Genomic DNA, 17,166 nt, shown 5'->3' on the forward strand with positions numbered 1-17,166 from the left:
TGCGCGTTGCTGACAACAGGATCATCCCCGCCTGCGCGGGGAGCACGACTCGGCTGCATACTCGCGGGACTCTCTGCCCGGATCATCCCCGCCTGCGCGGGGAGCACCGCCTTCCCGCTCTGTCGCTGCTCAGGGGATACGGATCATCCCCGCCTGCGCGGGGAGCACTTCCCGGCCGCCTTGAACTGCTCACGAAGGCCCGGATCATCCCCGCCTGCGCGGGGAGCACGTGACCTTCGCCTTCCAATACTTCACACGACTCGGATCATCCCCGCCTGCGCGGGGAGCACGTGATGAGGTCGTAGGTGTCCATGGTGGTGGTCGGATCATCCCCGCCTGCGCGGGGAGCACTGGCGACCTCGAACGCCTCCTGACCATGGTGTAGGATCATCCCCGCCTGCGCGGGGAGCACTCGCCTCGGCAGTGGGCGCGGCGGGCGCAGGAGGGATCATCCCCGCCTGCGCGGGGAGCACGGCGGGCGCTTGAGGACCCGATTGCGCAGTGGAGGATCATCCCCGCCTGCGCGGGGAGCACAAGTCGAAGTGGGCCGTAAAGCGCAGATGCGGAGGATCATCCCCGCCTGCGCGGGGAGCACGCCCCGATCTGGTTCGAGGATCGCGAGCACGACGGATCATCCCCGCCTGCGCGGGGAGCACTGTCGCTCAGACCTCAACCAGCACGTGACTTACGGATCATCCCCGCCTGCGCGGGGAGCACATAACGGGCGCGACTGTTGATGCGCTGGAGCGGGGATCATCCCCGCCTGCGCGGGGAGCACGTGGTCGCTGCAGGTGTGGAGCCTGGCGAAGACGGATCATCCCCGCCTGCGCGGGGAGCACGCTTCCTGATCAGGGATTATATCGGTGAAACGTGCGGATTTCATTCACTTTCACGATATGGTCACTGATTCTTAGAATTGCGACGGATTCACGTTGTACGTTCATCCACTTCGACAGGTCAATCTGTAGACGCGGTCTGCTGGATCGATTCGACACATATCCGAGAGCCGCAATTAGCTCCTGTGCAAACTACTCCGAAACCCGCTCCCCAAACCGCGAAGGCAAGGTAGCCTCCCGCACCGCCGCAATCTCGCTCACCGGCACCGTGAACTGCCCCTGCACCTCAAGCTGCGCATCCTCACCAACACCGTCGGAAACACCAATCCGCAGCACCGGGAACCCACGTGCCTCGCACATGAAGCCAAACTTCACGTCGTCCTCGCGCGGCACCGACACGAGCACACGACCCGTCGACTCCGAGAACAACGCCGTGGTCGCATCCACGCCGTCACGCTGCAAAAGCTCGTCCAAAACGATGCGCGCACCAACGCCCCAGCGAGTCACGCACTCAGCAAGTGCCAGCGCGAGGCCACCTTCCGCGAGGTCGTGTGCCGAGTCGAGCAGCCCCTGCTTCGAAGCGCCCTGCAGCAGGTCGGCGAGGTCTGCCTCCACGGCGAAGTCGACCTGCGGCGGCAGACCGCCGAGGTGACCGTGCACCGCATCCGCCCAGATCGAGCCCGAAAGCTCTTCGCGGGTGACGCCGAGCAGGTAGATATTGTTGCCCTCTTCTTGCCATGCAGTCGTGACGCGGCGGTTGACATCGTCGAACTTGCCGAGCACGGCCACGGTCGGGGTCGGGAAGATCGGGTCGTCGCCGGTCTGGTTGTAGAGCGAGACGTTGCCGCCGGTCACCGGAATCGACAGCTCGAGGCAACCATCCGCGAGACCCTCAACGGCCTCCTTGAACTGCCACATCACCTCTGGGTTCTCGGGCGAACCGAAGTTGAGGCAGTCCGACACGGCCATTGGCTCCGCACCGGTTGCAGCCACGTTTCGGTAGGCCTCGGCAAGCGCCAGGCGCGCGCCGGTCCGCGGGTCGAGGTACGCGTAGCGACCATTCGCATCCATCGCCAAAGCCACACCCATGCCGGTCTTCTCGTCAACCCGTACCACACCGGCGTTCTCGGGGTACGCGAACGCGGTGTTGCCGAGCACGTAGCGGTCGTACTGGTCGGTGATCCAGGCCGGGTCGGCCGCGTTCGGGTCACCAACGAGCGTCATGAACTGCTCGCGCAGCTCCTCGCCGGTGGATGCGCGGGGCAGGTCTTCAGCACGGTTCGCCTGGAGTGCGTCGAGGTAGCTCGGGCGGGACACCGGGCGGTCGTATTCCGGGGTGTCTTCGGCGACGGTGATGGGGTCGACGTCGACGATGCGGACGCCCTTCCAGTCGATCGTGAGGCGGCCCGAGTCGTTGACCTCGCCGAGGACGGACGCCTCAACTTCCCACTTGCCAGTGATCTCGAGGAAGGCGTCGAGCTTCTCGGGGCGCACGATCGCCATCATGCGCTCCTGCGATTCCGACATCAGAATCTCTTCGGCGGTGAGGGTCGGGTCGCGCAACAGAACGTCGTCGAGCGAGATGTGCATCCCGCCGTCACCCGCTGCCGCGAGCTCACTCGTCGCGCAGGAAATTCCGGCGGCACCGAGGTCCTGAATACCCTCGACCACGTCGTTTGCGAACAGCTCGAGGCAGCACTCGATGAGCACCTTCTCAGCGAAGGGGTCACCCACCTGCACTGCGGGGCGCTTCGTCGGGCCACCTTCGGTGAAGCTCGCGGAGCTGAGCACCGACGCACCGCCGATGCCGTCGCCACCGGTCCGGGCACCGAAGAGTACGACCTTGTTACCGGCACCGCGCGCGTTCGCGAGGTGCAGGTCTTCGTGCTTGAGCACGCCCACGGCGAGGGCGTTCACGAGCGGGTTCCCCTGGTAAATCGGGTCGAACCAGGTTTCACCGCCGATATTCGGCAGGCCGAGGCAGTTGCCGTAGAAGGAGATGCCGCCGGTCACACCGTGCATCACGCGCTGGGTGTCGGGGTGATCAATTTCGCCGAAGCGCAGGCCATCCATTACCGCAACCGGGCGCGCACCCATGGAAATAATGTCGCGCACGATCCCGCCGACGCCGGTCGCCGCGCCCTGGAACGGCTCGATATAGCTGGGGGAGTTGTGCGACTCGACCTTGAAGGTCACCGCCCAGTCGTCACCGAGGTCGATCACGCCGGCGTTCTCGCCCATCCCGACCATGAGGTGCTCGCGCATCTTCTCGTTGGTCTTCGAACCGAACTGGCGCAGGTACTTCTTCGAGGACTTGTAGGAGCAGTGTTCCGCCCACATCACCGAGTACATTGCGAGCTCACCCGAAGTGGGCCGGCGGCCGAGGATCTTCTTGATCTCTTCGTACTCGTTCTCCTTGAGCCCGAGGGACTCATAGGGCTGCTCGAGTTCGGGGGTTGCCTTCGCGTTTTCGACGGTGTCGGGAACGTGCTGGGTGCTCAACAGACGGCTCCTAGATGTACTAATGCACAGGGTGCGGATGCGTGGGCAAGTCGACTGCGGACCGCGCTAAAGCGGGTGCGCAGCATCGCCTCCGGTTGAGTCTAGTCGTGCTGAGCGCACCCGTGCGCGCCCGAGGACCGCAACACTAGTGCGTCCCCGTTATCCCCACATACACCGCCTCGCCACCGGTCACGTCGTAGAGCAACCTGATGCCCTCGGTGGTGTTGGTCTCGCCAGCAGCCTCGCACTCGCTGCCAGAGCACACGGCGCTATCCACATCCATCACGATCGGTTGCACTTCAATGTATTGACCGTCGCCGAGCTCGGAAATCACGTCTTCCCAAGCCAGCCACGAGTCGCTCTCGGGCGTCACATGCTCGAGGTCAAGCGCTTCACCCTCGTAGACCCGGAACTGGTAGAGACTCTCGCCATCCGTCATCGCATCCCAATCTGCCGCCGCGAACTGATCTTGCTCGGGCGAAATGCACCAGTCTTCGCACATGATGGTGAGGTCATTGACCTCGAGGATGACGAGGTCTTCCCAATCATCGGGCAGCTCGCCTTCTGCTTCGCCACCGCCGGGGCTCCCGTATTCGGGTTCTTCCGCATCCTCGGATGGGGCCGCACCGTCTGGAGCTGACTCAGTAGTCTCTACGGTCGCCGCGTCGGTGATCGCGGTGTCGGGTTCTGTCTCGTCGGTCGTCGCCGGTTCAGTGTCGCTCGCGCAGCCGGTCAGCACGAGCGCGGCGGTGCCGAGCAAAGCCAGCGAGAGGGTTCGGATTTTATTCATGGTGAGATCACCTGTCTTGTCCGTTCCGGGCAACATTGCCCATGACCTTCCACGATCCTCTTCTCGCAGGGCTCGGTCAATGACAGCAACGCGATTTACCACCGACGACCTAAGCCGCTAGTGCGACAACGTCCTTACATATTCCCGCGCACCGCCACGAGGTCGAGCTCGCCCGTATCCTCGGCCGCAAAATAAAGGAACTTGTAGAGAAATTCGACCTCATCCTGACGAATCGGATATTGCGAATCGCTGGACTCCGCGCATCCGGAATTATCACAGACTGCAACCGAATACTCGATCACCAGCGGCTGCAGCTCAACAAATAACTCGGTATCGGACTCGAGGTAGCTCGAGAGCTGGTCGTAGTCGTCTTCCCAGTCCGACAGGTCATTGTCGCGATTCGGCTTGAGCAGCGTATAGGTCGGTTCGGTTTCGGGCAGGATGCGGAAGATCCCGGTATCTTCGGTCATCGTCTCGAAGTCGGCGGTTTCGAAGTAGTTTGGTCCCGGCTCAACGCACCAGTCCGCGCACATTGAGTAGAGTTCGTCGATCTGGCTCTCGATTCGCTCGGTACCCGCTTCCGACAGCCCAAGTTCAACGTTGTCCATCCCGGTTTTGAGTCGGTGATAGGCCTGACTGAGATCGCCCGGATACACGGGGAAGGTCCACTCGCCACTGTCGGTGGATTCGATGAGGTCGCTCCGGCCACCAATATTGGCGGTGTGTAGTCCGGGGAGCAGCTGCACGACCGTGCCCTCGAAATCCTCCGGCGCTGCGTTGGCCGACAGCTCGTACTCGAGAGTATCGCGCTCTTCAGGATCAAATCGCACTTCCTCCGGAATTACCACGGCGTGCGTCGTCACCGTGGGCAGCCGCAGATTCTCCACCCCATTCACGATCTCCCAACGACCATCCCCGCCCTCATACTCGACGAAGCGCATCAGCGCCGACCAGTCACGCTCCGATCCGTCCACCTCGAGTCCGATCTCCACAGTGACGTACTTATCCTCGCCGGGGAACGGATTCTCGATACCGTCCGCGGTGTGGAACTCCAATGCCGGTGCTGTGTCGGGGATCCACACCGATGCGATATCGACGTGCTGACCGAGGATATTACCGAGTGTCTCGCGATCCTCATTCGCGATGGCGTCGAAATAGGATGCGATGGTTTCGGCCGCGGTGGGGCCCTCTGGCCTCGTCGGGGTCTCGTCCGCCTCCGCACTGCAGCCAACGAGGATGAGCAGCAGCACAAGTGCGATCACGATTCCGACGGGGCGAGTGTGCGAGCGAGCAATGCGCATGGTTTATTCCGCCTCGATGGTTTCGAAGGTGAGCGTGAGGCGCTCCTCAAGAGTCTCGACAAACGGTCGCAACTGGAGCCGGTCATCCCCAACCTCACCATCCTGGTGGTAGGTCATCACGAGCGCGTTCTGGCTCTCGGCGAATGCCCGCAGCGCCACAAAGGTCACTCCCTCGGCATCGTCGACGCGGTACACCGCGAATTGCACGGTTTCGGTGGTTTCGGATGCGGTGGTCACCTCGATCTCGATCGGATCCAGCCTCGAGACGGCTGCGTCAGGTCCGGTGGTGAGTCCGAAGACGGAGGACGCGGCATCTTCGGTGGCCGCCTCATCGCTGGCGTGACTGCCACCGGGCTCGTCGAGTTGGGCACCCGTTGCGAATGTTGATTCGGCAAAGTACCCGTCGGTCAGGCTGCCAAAATCAACCGCAAATTCGCGGAACGGGTCGCTCGAAGTGGTCCAGATGACCTCGTTCCCGGTACCGGGCGCGCTCGTGGTCCACGGCGAAGACTCGTCGAACGTGAACTCCACATTGGCGACCCCGGTGCTCGACTGCAAGTGAAACTGCGGCAGTGAATTGAAGTACTGATTCGTCGCGAAGAGCGCGCCGCCCGCGAGCAGCACCACGAGCACCACCGAACCGAGAATCCAGAACAGGGGGCGGCGGCGTTGTCTTGCCGGGCGCTCATTCGAGCGCTCGTGGCCGTCACTGCGACGGTGGTCCGGCGTTGCGGTGGTGGCTGCGCTCGCCGTAGTCTCCGTTTCGGGTGCGCCGAACTGCCCTGCCGAATCCCGTAGGTAGTCGCTGTCGCCGCCGAATACGTACTGACCCGGATACTGTGGCGGCGCTAAATCCCAGCCCTGCGCATCCTGACCCTGCGCATCGGGAAGCTGCGGTAGTGGTGGGAGGTCCTGCTTCCACGGCTGGTTCGTCGATTGCCACGGCAGCTCGGGACCGTTCGCGGCCTCGCCATTCCCCGCATCCGGGTTCCCGCCGGCTGGTTCGCCATTGGAGTGTATGCCGTCGGGTTTTGGTCCTTGCGGATTCTCCCGATCAGGCATGATTGCTCCGTACTGTGCGAGGTGGGCAGTTGCGGTGTACGTCCGGTCAGTATATGGATCAGGATGGGCGTGGCCGTGAACCACGGGAGGAATACATCTGGAGGGTTAAGGCGCATCCACCAGGGTGAGGGCGCTCAACTCTCATCGTGTCCTCATCCGGTTTGAATGACTTCTCATTTGTGCCTCATCACCGACTAGGAAACTAGAGGCATGAAAGAACGAATCACCTCTTCGCCGTGGCGCCTCGGCGGCTTCATCGCCGCGGCGCTGGCGGTGATTGTTCTCGTGATAGCGCTCGGGACGAGCCTGTCTTCCGCGTCCTCCGACTCGGTCAACCTCGGCCCGCTCGTGACTCCGGAGGAATCTGCCGGAGATCCGCGGAACAATCCAGAAAGCAACGAAACCCCATCCACACCCATCCCGACCACGTCGAATACTCCGACCCCCACCGCCACTCCGAGCGAGGATCCTGCCGATCAGGCTGACGGCGCCGGGGATGCGCAGGGCAGCGACACCTCCACCCGCGATTCTGTCGATGGTGGCGGCACCGGTGTGCAAGTTCCAGCGCCGAAACCGGAACCGCAGAATCCCAGCGGTGGTAGCGGGGGCGGCGGTTCCGGGTCTGGCGGCTCAGGTTCCGGCGGCTCCGGCTCAGGCGGCGGCTCCTACGATTACGACGACGATGATGATGATGACGATGACGACGATGATGATGACGACTGGGATGACGACGACGATGATGATGACGATGACGACGACTGAGATTGATCGGTGAGTCAAGCGTCCCTTGCGGGACCGCGAGCAAAGAACCGGCAGTTTCGCTGGAATCGGCTCGCGGTCCGCACTCGTATTGTGATCACCCTCGTGGTGCTCACGCTGCTCGCCGTCCTCGCGTCGGGACTCGTGTCCTACCTGCTGCAACGCTCCGCGATCCAGAATCGAATCGACGACTCCCTCGCGAGCTCGATCGAGGAGGTACGCATCCTCGCCGCCGAAGGCGTCGACCCCGAAACCGGAGAACCCTTCGTCGAATCGGACAACCTCGTCTTCACCGCGATGACCCGCCACTGGCCCGACACCCACGAATCGATGCTCGGGCTCAACAGCAGCGGCATCACCTACCGCGCGAACGAGATTGTGCCGCTGCGGCTCGAGGACGACGCGCAGCTCGTCGAAGAGCTCATGTCGCACGCCGACCCCGACAAGTTCCAACAGGATGTGCTGCTCGAGACGATCTCCACGGATCAGGCCACCTATCGTGCCGCGATCATCCCCGTCTACTTCGCCGATGACCCCGAACCGAGCCTGCTCGTCTTCGCGACTGACTATTCCGCATCCCTTGCCGAATTGGATGCGATCTTCGTCACCTACACGCTGATCGGCATCGCGGTGATCGCGATCGTCGCGCTCATTGGTTCGGTGACCGTCGGGCGACAGCTCTCGCCGCTGCGGAAGCTCCAGGCCACCGCGGCGGAAATCTCCGATGAGGATCTGGACCGGCGCGTGCCCGTCACGAGCGAAGACGACATTGCTGATCTGTCCCGCACCTTCAACGAGATGCTCGACCGCATCCAGAGCGCGTTCCGCTCCCAACGGCAGCTGCTCGACGACGTCGGTCACGAGCTGCGCACACCCATCACGATTGTGCAGGGCAATCTTGAGCTCATGAATTCGCGGGATGTGGTGGATGTGGAGCAGGTGCGGGAGATCTCGCTCGACGAGCTCGACCGCGTGGGACGGCTTGTCGAGGACCTGATGACGCTCGCGAAAGCCGATCGGCCCGACTTTGTTTCGCTCGAAGCGATCGATATTGAGGCGTTCACGCGGGAGGTCTTGGAGAAGGCCTCGCGGCTCGGCGATCGCGAGTGGTCGGTGGATGCGGCGACCCAGATCGTCCACGACTTCGACAATCAGCGCATCACGCAGGCCTGGTTGCAGCTGGCCAATAACGCGGTGAAATATTCGGACGACGGCACCGAGATTGCGCTTGGATCGAAGGTTCGCGTTGATCGGGAGGAAGGCACGATGCTCGATCTTTGGGTGCGTGACAATGGCATTGGTATTGCCGAAACCGACACCGCGCGGATCTTCGAGCGCTTCGGCCGCGGCGGAAACTCCACCCGCGCCGAAGGATCCGGCCTCGGCCTCAACATCGTCACCGAAATCGTGCGCGCACACGGCGGAACTGTGTCCGTGCGCTCCACCCTCGGTTACGGTTCGACCTTTACCATGAGCTTTCCGCTCCGCAATGACTGACCCCCGGCATCCCCTCGCGAGTAAGGAACACAGTGGCACAGATTCTGATCATTGAAGATGAGAAGCGCATCAGCGACTTCGTTTCGAAGGGGCTCGCGATCGAGGGGTTCACCACCCAGACCGCCGCGACCGGTGTGGAAGGCCTCGGGCTCGCGCTTTCGGGCAATTTTGAACTCGTGATTCTCGACCTCGGGCTGCCCGATATGGATGGCTTCGTGGTGCTCAAGAAGATTCGTCGCGTTGACGAGCACCTGCCAGTGATCATCCTCACCGCCCGCACTTCGGGTGCCGATACCGTTGCCGGGCTCACTTCCGGTGCGGATGACTACGTGCCCAAACCGTTCCGATTCCCCGAGCTCGTTGCCCGGGTGCGCCTGCGGCTGAAGTCTGCGGTTCGCGAGTCGGAGAGTGCACCGAATCCGGATGACGAGCTGTTGCGGCATGGGGACCTCACGCTTGACCCTGTGCGCCACCTCGTCACGATCGGGGAGGAGATCGTGGACCTTTCGGCGCGCGAATTCGACCTCGCCGAAATGTTCATGCGGTATCCCGGCCAGGCCCTCACCCGCGAGCAGCTGCTCAATAACGTCTGGGGCTACGACTACGACACCGCATCCAATGTGGTCGACGTCTACGTGCGGTACCTGCGCAATAAGCTCGGCGCATCCCGCTTCTTGACCGTCCGCGGCGTCGGCTACCGCCTCGTCGAAGAGAAGCACTACCAGCCGGAGGGGTAGTTCTTTCCTTCCTTTCGGCCGCCCTCCCTCCGCCCTCCCTCCGCAGAGTGGTCACTCCCTTCCTCCGCAGAGTGGTCACTCCATCCCTCCGCAGAGTGGTCGCTGGTTGTTGTTATTTCTCGGTTTAACCCCAAGCATTGACCACTCTGCAGAAGGTGGTCACTTCCACTCTGCGGGAGGCGGACGCTCGCCCTCACCCTCGCCGCGCGGCTGAACCCTGTCTTGCCGTGAGCGTGCGGTCCCAATTCTGGCGTGCAGATTCCAGGTCGGTCACGAGACGCCGCGAGTTCCGGAGTGATCGGAAGGTCGCGTCAGTGAACACCCGAATGATCGGGGCCACATTACCCGTCCGATAGGAGGTGAGCGCCTCAAAATAAGCACCCGTATCGGATAGCAATCCTGCCGACACCGGAACCGTGACTTGACGAGTCGCGCCACTCGCGCGGAGCATCGCATGGACGAGCGCCCGACCGGTGCGGCCGTTCCCATCGGGGAACGGGTGGATGGTCTCGAATTGTGCGTGGGCGATCGCAATCTGTGGGAGCACCTGCGCGTCGGTTCGACGGGTGAACTGCATGAGATCCTCTACAAGCCCGGGAACGCGTGACGGCGCGGGGCCAACGTACTGCGCCGTATGCGGTGAGCGACCGCCGACCCACACGTGCACATCGCGGAATTTTCCCACAATTGCGGGCTGACTGTGCTCCAACAAGGCACGGTGCATTTCGAGGATGGAGCCTGCGTTGAGTCGGTCAGCTAGCGAAATCGCGGCGTGCATCGCTCGTGAATTCGCGACCACGAGATTGGCATTATTGGACCGAGAGTCTCCAAGCTGGGCCAGTGCTACTTGTTTCGCGCTTGCGGTGAGCCGTTCAACTTCTGAACTCGCAGCACTCTCGCTCCGCAACAATATAGGTAACAGCGGTGCGTTGAGCATGCGCATCCCCTTCGCAGAGTGGTCAATGGTTGTTGTTATTTTTCGTTTTGACCCCAAGCAGTGACCACTCTGTGGGAGGCGGTGGCAGTGACCACTCTGCGGGAGGGGAGTGGCTGCTCTACGAAAGGTGAGCGGCAGGGGCGACGGCAGCCACTACTCGTCGTCGTCGGCAGTCATCGTGAGCTGGTCGTTCGCGGAGCGGCCGATCATTGCGGCGGTGAACTCGCGCTGTTCGTCGCTCTCGCCGTCGAGCTGCCAGACGCGGTAGTCGTCAACGATCAGTTCCGGCTGCGGCGACGCGAACAGCACGACACCAGGGAAGGTCTCGAGGATGCCGCGGAGCGTCGAGCGGCCGGACTCATCCAGCGCCGAGTCGATGTGCTCGAGCACGAGCAGGGGTGGCGTTCCGAGCAGGGCCCGCGCAAGCTTCAACCGCGCGACATCGGCGCTGTTCCAGGGTGCGCCGTCATTCTTCAGCTTGGTGCGCATCCCGTTGGGCTCGCGTTCAATCACTGGCCCGAGCCCCACCCGCTGCAGCGCCCAGCGCACTTCGCCGATCAGGGTATCGGGCTTCCGGTAGGCGACAAGTCGCTGTACCGATCCGCGCTCGAGCGGCAGGCGGTCGGAGGCGAATCCGACGAGTTCGCGCCGCGTCCGTGCCGGAGCCCGCGAGAAATCAAGACCGTTCACGACCACCGTCGCCGGCACCGCATCGGATTCTTCGAGGTCTTGCCCGGCACCGAGCAAATTCCGCAGCACCGCGCGCACGTGCGCCGGATGCGCAGATTCGAGCAGGATGCGTTCGCCCGGCCGCGCCTCGAGGTTCGGCAATTCAACGCCGCTCGCGCTCAGGTGTTCCACCGTAATGCCACGGTGCCCGGGCGCAGGCTTCGGTTTCGTCGCCTTCCATTCCTTTTCGCGGCGACGTTCTTCACGCTTCAATTCGGTTGCGGCAGCGAGCATCGGGGCAAGGATGCGGCGGGCAGCTCGATAGTTCTGGCGGTATTCGACGACGCGGCCGAGATCGGACATCGGGGTCGCCATCACTCCGAGCAGCGTCATGATTGAGGCGACTTCGGCAACATCGATCACGCCGAGTAGCGCAATGAACACGACCGCGGCCGTGCACAGCGAAGCCGCGGTAACGGTGAGGGAGCGCACAAAGCCGGTAACGCGCGCCCGAGCGACCGCCGCATCCACGACCTTCGCGGAGTTGCGGTCAACCGCATTGAGCTCACGCTTCATCGCACCGGCTACCCGAATCGACTCGCCAGCGCGCACCGTATCGGCGATGTGCGCCGACATCCGACCGCGAAAACGGCGCAGCGTGCGCGCGCGGCGGTGCGCCATTTCGGCGAGGAAGGGTAGCGCGAGGGCCATGACCCCGAGCGGCACGGCGATTGCGACCGCGACCGGCCAGTTCGTGAACGCGAGCACGCCGATTACGGTGATGATCAGCGGCAGCGCGGTCGCGAGCGGCACGATGCCCTGGGCGATCCAGTTGCGCACCGCGGTGAGGTCATTGGATGCGCGGGTTACGATCACGCCAAGCGAGCGGTTCCCGATTTCCCCGAGGGCGGAGGTAATGAGTCGGCGGCGCTGTTCGTAGACGTAGTCCTGACCGAGTCGCTCGGCGACGATGCGCTCAAACCAGCGCGCGAGGCCGATGCCGAGTACCGCCGCGACGAGCCCCGACATCCCACCCCAGGGCACGGATGCGGCCGGGTCGGCGGCAGCGCCAGTCGCTGTACCGGAAGCCGCAGTTCCTGCGGCAGACAACAGCGAATCGACGCTGAAGGCCATCACGAGAGCGAGCACTGCCTGCGCCACACCGAGCACCACGAGAATGACGAGCAGCCAGCGGCGGATGCGCTTCCACACGGGAGGCATCTTCGCGGTCGGCTCCGAACTTGGACGAGCCTCGGCGTCGGTCTTGGGGTGCATTTTCGCGGGCGCCTCGGTGCGAGGCGCAGCATCATTCACTGTGCTCATGTGCTCTTACCTTCATGCTTGAGTGCGGGCGCGGCGAGCGCGGGGGTCGTGGCTGGAATAGCCGAGGGCAGGCAGGGTGGGCAAGGCGGGCGTGATCGCGTGCGGCGATCCGCCGCCACACCTACTTCCGCAGCAGCAAGGATTCCGCCTGCTGCGGGTCGGTGAGGTCGAAGGTGCCGATCACCGGGGTCTCGAACTGCGCGAGCACCTCGTTCGCCTCGCGCGTGGCGAGCGGCGATGAGGTGAGTACACCGGTGGCGGCGGCAACCTTGAGGCCCACGCTCGTGAGTTCCTGAACCCCGGAACGTGCGCCCAGCGCATCCGTTGCCGCGAAGACGACCTGATCGATCGTGTTGTGGAAGATCGGGTCGCGAAGCAGCTTCGCAGTCTCTTCCTGGAAGATGCCGTCCGCGATCTCGACGACCACCACATCCGTATCTTCATCGGTGAGCTGCTCGACGAGGTTGACGGTGAGCGCGAGAATCGCGGGCATGTCGAGCTGGAAGGTGGTGGGGTAGCCGAAGTCGGTGAAGTCGAGCACCTTGGTCGCGCCGGCATCGTGGTAGATCATCGGGTCATTCCCGGCACCGGTACCGGTGATCTTGCCCGCGGCGACCTTGCGGCCCGACTTGCTGAGTCCGTTGATGAGGGTGGCCATCGAGGTTGACTTGCCCGAGTTCATCGAGGTGCCGAGCACACCGATCACTTCGGGGCGCGCGTTTCGCGGCTTCGCGGTTTCTGCGGGCGTGTTTTCGTAGGGTGCGAAATTGTCGAGATTCACGATGCCACGACGGTTCGCGAGCAGGCCCAGTGGTTCGATTTCGGTGGGTGAGCTGACCCGAGTGTGGGATGCAACCACGAGGCCCGCGACGCCACCTGCGGCAACGAGGTGGGTGGGTTCGAGCGAGTCGGGCACGAAGGCGAGGAACTGGTCGGCGGCGTAACGGTTCCCGTACGCGACCATCACTAGTGCGCCTTCAAAGAGAATTGCCTTGCGCGATTCGGGAGTTTCAATGCGCTTGTGGTTGCCGATATTGGTCACCCGAGCGACAACGACATCACCCGAGCGGGGGTGCATCCCGGCGCCGGAAAGCAGGTGGAACTCGTCGCGGTTGCGCTCTACAGCTTCGGCAACGAAGCGGGTCGTATATGCGGGCTGGGTGCGCTCGGGCAGTTCAGTGCGCACGATGATCGGGATGGGTGCCGTGCTGATTCCAGCAGAGCGGTTGGGGACGTTGGTGGTGGTCTTCGGATTTGAAGAAAACACGGTGGTCATTTCAATTGCCTTTCAATGCTGGATCAACTGCTTATGAGTAAATCCCCGCCTGATGAGGCACCAATGAGGTGAAGATGAGACTTTTCTCATGTCCGCACAATCTCGGCCGCGAAGCCTCGAGTCACCCAGGAAAAACACTGATGGGCCGCTCTTTCTCGGCGGCCCATCAGGAGGTGAACTTGCGGTGAATTACCGCGGGAGCTGCGGTCCCACGGGGAAATATGACAGGTAGGAGACGCCCGTCAGGTTGTAGCGGAACTTGATCCCCATCACGATGCGGATGCCGACGTGCATCGCCCACGCCGAGACCGCGAAGAGTTGCCCGAGGCGCCGGTGCGCGAGCGACAGTGGCGCGCCGAGTTCTACGATGAGGGTGATCACGGCGAGCAGGCCAAACTGCGCCTTGCTGTTGTAAAGGGCACCGGCCATCTTCGGCGCGTCAGAGCCGAAGACTTCCTTGCGCACCGCATCCGACCCGATCTGATCGCGCAGGGTGTCACCGCTCGCCCAAGCCCAGCCCTTCGGACTGCGAACCTTCGCGATGCCGGAAATGAAGTAAACCACGGTCGTGGCGATATTCATCGCGGTCGCAACCCCGCCATAGCGACGATCGAACCGGTCGTGACCAACTCGGTTCGGAACCAGCCTGCCGTGCCGGAGCAGCGCATCCACCGACAGCGCATCGGCAGCGGGCGCGAACCCCAACACCGCCTGGTGCGCAATGACGCCATTGTGATTGTGGAAAATCATGCCCCAGGAGTTGCGGTAGGTTACGGTCCACAGCTGCAGGGCCGCGTTGAGCGGTCCGGTGACGCGGTGGGCGATACCGAGCGTGGTCAGGATGTTCGCGACCTGTGCGGCCTCGAACAGCGCGTCGGCGACCTTTGGCGGCAGGGGTTTTTTCAGGATGCGCACGACACCGACGGGCGCGAAGCGGGAGGCATCCTGGCGGTGGAGTTTTTGGAACATTTCGCGGCGCCGGTAGTTGTGGACGGCGGCGAAGGCGCCGACACCGATCCGCAGTACGGCAGGGCGAACGGCGGTCGCTGCGGGACGAAGCGTGTCCATCACGCGCTCGAGCGCGTTGCCGCTGGGAGCGTTCGGTTTGCCGGTGACCAGGCTCAAGAACTTATTCATCGGGATTCCTTTTGGTAGCGGGGGAGCGGGCCGGCAGGGACGCTCCACGCGGTGCCGCCGACGGGGCATTCGGCGTGGATGACTTCGGCAGCGGGGCGTTTTTGGCCCGCGAAATAGTCGTCGAAGACGTAGCGGCTGCGCACGACGGCGATGGTGACGATCTCGGCTTCGCGTTCCTGACGTTCGGCGACCTCAGCACTGCGCGATCGCTTCGGCGCGTTCTGCTGCGTCGCGAGAGAATCGGCGTAGCGCTGCGCGATGTCGACGGCATGCCCCTTCCGCAGGCCGCGCGCGATCTGCTTACGCACCTGATTGAGCCCGCCGGTGCCGAAGTGGCTGTAGTGCGGCAGCACCCGCTCGCCGTGCGCGGTGAACCCCACGACGTGAGGAATCACGATACGGCCCTTGCGGTCGGCCGAAAACATTGGATACGTGGAGAGCGGGAACGAGTCTTCCTCAATTTTCGCTTTGGTCACTTTCGGCAGCGAACCGATGTAGTGGCGGGCCGGCGACAGCAGTACCCCGGCGAATGCGGCGTAGCCGGCGAGTGACCACAGGTCACGGGCGCGAATCGGGGCGCGTCTGGTGGGCACGGCTGCGCGTCTGATGGGCACGGCGGTGGCGTTTTTGGGCGTCATGATCGTCTCCTTGACGGCAGTTGGATGCGGGAGGGAGTTGGGGAGGGGAGTTGCGAGAGGTGTGCTGCTAGCGGAGGTCCGCCATAGCGGCCGCCGCAGCCCAGGCCCCGGGCATGCCGTGCACACCGGCGCCCGGCGGGGTCGAAGAGGAACCGAGGTAGAGCCCGTCCCCGAGCCGATACGGATCGAGGGTGAGCCCTGGCCGCAGCAGGGTCTGCAGCCCGGTCATCGCACCGCCGGCGACATCGCCACCGATGAGATTCGGGTCGGCAGCTTCAAGCTGCGCGGGGCTGGTTTCATTGCGGAACACCACGAGGTCGCGGAATCCGGGTGCGAATCGTTCGATCTGCTGTTCGATGAGTTCGGCGACTTCGCCGGGATACGCCTCGACATAGCCGTGCGGCACGTGGGCGTAGGTCCAGATCACCGTGAATCCCGCCGCGGATCCGCTCGCGCGGGAGGGGTCGGCAGCCTGCTGCTGGCCGACCATCACGAACGGGCGTGCCGGAAGCCGGCCCGCCGCCGCGAGCTCTTCGGCACGGAGCAGCTCGCCGGCGGATCCGACCACGTGCACGGTCGTGGCCTGGCCTACACGTGCATCCGTCCACGGAATCGGTTCGCTGAGCAGATAGTCGACCTTGTGCACGGCCGTGCCATAGCGCCAATTTCCGAGGCGTTTCCGCGTGCGACTGCGCAGCTGATCCGCCGCCGGGCCCCGCAATGCGAGCACCTGTCGCGGCGTGAGGTTCAGAATCGTCGCATCCGCTGTCGGCAGCGCGCGCAGATCGGTTACCTCGGCGTCGGTATGGATCCGTCCGCCGTGCTCAGAGATCACCTTGACCAGCGCATCCACGATCGCCTGCGAACCGCCGCGCGCCACCGGCCAGCCATTCGTCTGCCCCAGCCCGCCAAAGAGCGTGCCGAAGGCACCCGTGAAGGGATGCGCGAGTGGCGCGATTGCGTGCGCCGCTGACCCCATGAACAGCGCCTGTGCGGCGGGCCCTTCGAAGCAGCGACGCGAAAGGAAACTTGCCGAGGGCAGCGCCGAGGGGGCGAAGGCCGCGAGCCGGAACGGATGCTTCGGGAACTTCAACATCGGGCCGAGCAGGTTCTCAAGTTGCGCGTCCATATTGCTCGTGACGGGGCGGTGGATGCGTCGCCAGGCCGCGGCGTCGCGACCGAGTTCGGCCGCGGTCGCCTCGAGCGAGCGGTGCAGTACCGCCGCGGGACGGCTGGGGAGGGGATGCGCGAGCGGAAACTCGGAGTGCAGCCATTCGAGGCCGTATTGTTCGAGCTGCAGTTCACGGAAGATCGGGCTGGCGACACCGAATGGATGCCCGGCTGCGCCAAGGTCCACGATGGTGCCAGGGCCGAGGGAGTCGTTCGACTTCGCGGCACCGCCGGGGCGGGGGCCCCGCTCGTAGACGTCGACCTGCCAGCCTTCGCGGGCGAGAACCGCAGCGGCGGTGAGCCCGTTCGGGCCGGAACCGACGACAACCGCGCGCTTGCTGCCCGTCGATCGCCCCGTGGCCGAATGCTTACCGCTGCCTGCCATTATTGGCTCCTTCGATCGCTGATACCTCCACCATTATCGAAGGGAATGAGACAGCCATGAGGCCAATGTGAGACCTCGATGAGAACCGGGCTGCTAGTGTCCTGATTCTTTAATTCGTTTCAGGTATCTCGCGATGGATGCGAGGAT

The 17,166-nt window shown here is 63.8% G+C and carries 13 protein-coding genes and 1 CRISPR repeat array (1 of these 14 cut by a window edge); of the genes, 3 read left to right on the forward strand and 10 right to left on the reverse strand.

Features of this window, described 5'->3' with window-relative positions:
* A CRISPR array of direct repeats spans positions 1 to 839; the repeat unit is 28 nt; unit sequence GGATCATCCCCGCCTGCGCGGGGAGCAC; it begins 1,019 nt to the left of the window's first position.
* A gap of 189 nt (positions 840 to 1,028) precedes the next feature.
* The 4 genes from purL to ACTHXA_RS03340 all read right to left on the reverse strand — a co-directional run bounded on the left by purL (position 1,029) and on the right by ACTHXA_RS03340 (position 6,491).
* Positions 1,029 to 3,338 (reverse strand): phosphoribosylformylglycinamidine synthase subunit PurL, encoded by a 2,310-nt coding sequence (purL, locus tag ACTHXA_RS03325; protein WP_441669325.1) that lies wholly within the window; start codon positions 3,336 to 3,338, stop codon positions 1,029 to 1,031.
* A gap of 145 nt (positions 3,339 to 3,483) precedes the next feature.
* Positions 3,484 to 4,128, reverse strand: coding sequence for a hypothetical protein (locus tag ACTHXA_RS03330; RefSeq protein WP_441669327.1), 645 nt, complete (start codon positions 4,126 to 4,128; stop codon positions 3,484 to 3,486).
* Between the two features lie 134 nt (positions 4,129 to 4,262).
* The gene (locus tag ACTHXA_RS03335) at positions 4,263 to 5,429 is read right to left on the reverse strand and encodes a hypothetical protein (RefSeq protein ID WP_441669329.1); all 1,167 of its coding nucleotides are present in this window, start codon (positions 5,427 to 5,429) and stop codon (positions 4,263 to 4,265) included.
* 3 nt (positions 5,430 to 5,432) lie between these two features.
* Positions 5,433 to 6,491 carry a hypothetical protein gene (locus ACTHXA_RS03340; protein ID WP_441669331.1) on the reverse strand — a complete coding sequence of 353 codons (1,059 nt, stop codon included), beginning with the start codon at positions 6,489 to 6,491 and terminating at the stop codon, positions 5,433 to 5,435.
* Between the two features lie 210 nt (positions 6,492 to 6,701).
* Between ACTHXA_RS03340 and ACTHXA_RS03345 the strand changes: the two genes are divergently transcribed.
* From ACTHXA_RS03345 to ACTHXA_RS03355, 3 genes are read left to right on the forward strand one after another with little or no spacing between them, the layout of a single operon-like run.
* Positions 6,702 to 7,253, forward strand: coding sequence for a hypothetical protein (locus ACTHXA_RS03345; RefSeq protein ID WP_441669333.1), 552 nt, complete (start codon positions 6,702 to 6,704; stop codon positions 7,251 to 7,253).
* A 9-nt stretch (positions 7,254 to 7,262) separates the two neighbouring features.
* Entirely contained in the window at positions 7,263 to 8,747 is a 1,485-nt protein-coding gene (locus tag ACTHXA_RS03350; RefSeq protein ID WP_441669335.1) for a sensor histidine kinase, read from the forward strand.
* A gap of 32 nt (positions 8,748 to 8,779) precedes the next feature.
* Positions 8,780 to 9,484, forward strand: a complete 705-nt coding sequence (locus ACTHXA_RS03355; RefSeq protein ID WP_441669336.1) for a response regulator transcription factor — start codon at positions 8,780 to 8,782, stop codon at positions 9,482 to 9,484.
* A 193-nt stretch (positions 9,485 to 9,677) separates the two neighbouring features.
* Here ACTHXA_RS03355 and ACTHXA_RS03360 read toward each other — a convergent pair whose 3' ends face one another.
* The 6 genes from ACTHXA_RS03360 to ACTHXA_RS03385 all read right to left on the reverse strand — a co-directional run bounded on the left by ACTHXA_RS03360 (position 9,678) and on the right by ACTHXA_RS03385 (position 17,019).
* Complete coding sequence (locus tag ACTHXA_RS03360) at positions 9,678 to 10,283, reverse strand: Fic family protein (RefSeq protein ID WP_441669338.1); 606 nt, start codon at positions 10,281 to 10,283, stop codon at positions 9,678 to 9,680.
* Positions 10,284 to 10,574: 291 nt separating this feature from the next.
* Positions 10,575 to 12,413: an ABC transporter transmembrane domain-containing protein gene (locus ACTHXA_RS03365; protein WP_441669340.1), complete on the reverse strand. Its 1,839-nt coding sequence runs from the start codon at positions 12,411 to 12,413 to the stop codon at positions 10,575 to 10,577.
* A gap of 121 nt (positions 12,414 to 12,534) precedes the next feature.
* Complete coding sequence (locus ACTHXA_RS03370; RefSeq protein ID WP_441669342.1) at positions 12,535 to 13,689, reverse strand: DUF1611 domain-containing protein; 1,155 nt, start codon at positions 13,687 to 13,689, stop codon at positions 12,535 to 12,537.
* A gap of 189 nt (positions 13,690 to 13,878) precedes the next feature.
* Positions 13,879 to 14,826 (reverse strand): hypothetical protein, encoded by a 948-nt coding sequence (locus ACTHXA_RS03375; RefSeq protein WP_441669344.1) that lies wholly within the window; start codon positions 14,824 to 14,826, stop codon positions 13,879 to 13,881.
* A complete protein-coding gene (locus tag ACTHXA_RS03380; RefSeq protein ID WP_441669346.1) occupies positions 14,823 to 15,464 on the reverse strand; it encodes a hypothetical protein in 642 nt (213 codons plus the stop codon). The genes ACTHXA_RS03375 and ACTHXA_RS03380 overlap by 4 nt, the downstream gene beginning before the upstream one ends.
* 67 nt (positions 15,465 to 15,531) lie before the next feature.
* Positions 15,532 to 17,019: a phytoene desaturase family protein gene (locus tag ACTHXA_RS03385; protein WP_441669348.1), complete on the reverse strand. Its 1,488-nt coding sequence runs from the start codon at positions 17,017 to 17,019 to the stop codon at positions 15,532 to 15,534.
* Positions 17,020 to 17,166 lie beyond the last annotated feature (147 nt).

Origin of the sequence: Gulosibacter sp., assembly GCF_052090685.1 — a bacterium.
Taxonomy (GTDB): Bacteria; Actinomycetota; Actinomycetes; order Actinomycetales; family Microbacteriaceae; genus Gulosibacter.

Bases quoted from the DNA above. Each gene is read 5' to 3' on its own strand.
- ACTHXA_RS03330 (WP_441669327.1), bottom strand. From the start codon at position 4,128: ATGAATAAAATCCGAACCCTCTCGCTGGCTTTGCTCGGCACCGCCGCG.
- ACTHXA_RS03340 (WP_441669331.1), bottom strand. From the start codon at position 6,491: ATGCCTGATCGGGAGAATCCGCAAGGACCAAAACCCGACGGCATACAC.
- ACTHXA_RS03375 (WP_441669344.1), bottom strand. From the start codon at position 14,826: ATGAATAAGTTCTTGAGCCTGGTCACCGGCAAACCGAACGCTCCCAGC.
- ACTHXA_RS03370 (WP_441669342.1), bottom strand. From the start codon at position 13,689: ATGACCACCGTGTTTTCTTCAAATCCGAAGACCACCACCAACGTCCCC.
- ACTHXA_RS03385 (WP_441669348.1), bottom strand. From the start codon at position 17,019: ATGGCAGGCAGCGGTAAGCATTCGGCCACGGGGCGATCGACGGGCAGC.
- ACTHXA_RS03380 (WP_441669346.1), bottom strand. From the start codon at position 15,464: ATGACGCCCAAAAACGCCACCGCCGTGCCCATCAGACGCGCAGCCGTG.
- ACTHXA_RS03345 (WP_441669333.1), top strand. From the start codon at position 6,702: ATGAAAGAACGAATCACCTCTTCGCCGTGGCGCCTCGGCGGCTTCATC.
- ACTHXA_RS03335 (WP_441669329.1), bottom strand. From the start codon at position 5,429: ATGCGCATTGCTCGCTCGCACACTCGCCCCGTCGGAATCGTGATCGCA.
- ACTHXA_RS03365 (WP_441669340.1), bottom strand. From the start codon at position 12,413: ATGAGCACAGTGAATGATGCTGCGCCTCGCACCGAGGCGCCCGCGAAA.